Origin of the sequence: Pseudomonas sp. 2995-1 (genome assembly GCF_002742505.1) — a bacterium.
Taxonomy (GTDB): Bacteria; Pseudomonadota; Gammaproteobacteria; order Pseudomonadales; family Pseudomonadaceae; genus Aquipseudomonas; species Aquipseudomonas sivasensis.
This window is the reverse complement of sequence record NZ_LJSA01000434.1, coordinates 1-229: the sequence shown is the minus strand read 5'-3', so window position 1 is coordinate 229 and position 229 is coordinate 1. Positions and strand designations below refer to the sequence as shown.

The 229-nt window shown below is 36.2% G+C and carries 1 pseudogene; it reads left to right on the top strand.

From position 1 onward, the window contains the following. Positions 1-229, top strand: a pseudogene (locus AOA61_RS23455) (hypothetical protein); the annotation flags it as partial.

Below are 229 nucleotides of genomic sequence, written 5' to 3'. Positions count from 1 at the left end.
AATTCTTATCGAAAACTTGGTATTCAAAAAGAGCTTGTTAATGCTTTAGTCGAAGAAACTTATAAAGTAGGGGGACATCCATTTGTTTCCCTAAAAGAGCACGAGATAAACCGATCTTTATTATTAGGTGCAACTGAGGAACAACAGAAGCTCACAGCTAAATTTGAAGCAACTGTTATGAAAGAGATGGATGCTTACATCGGTTTACGCGCAGGTGATAATATAAATG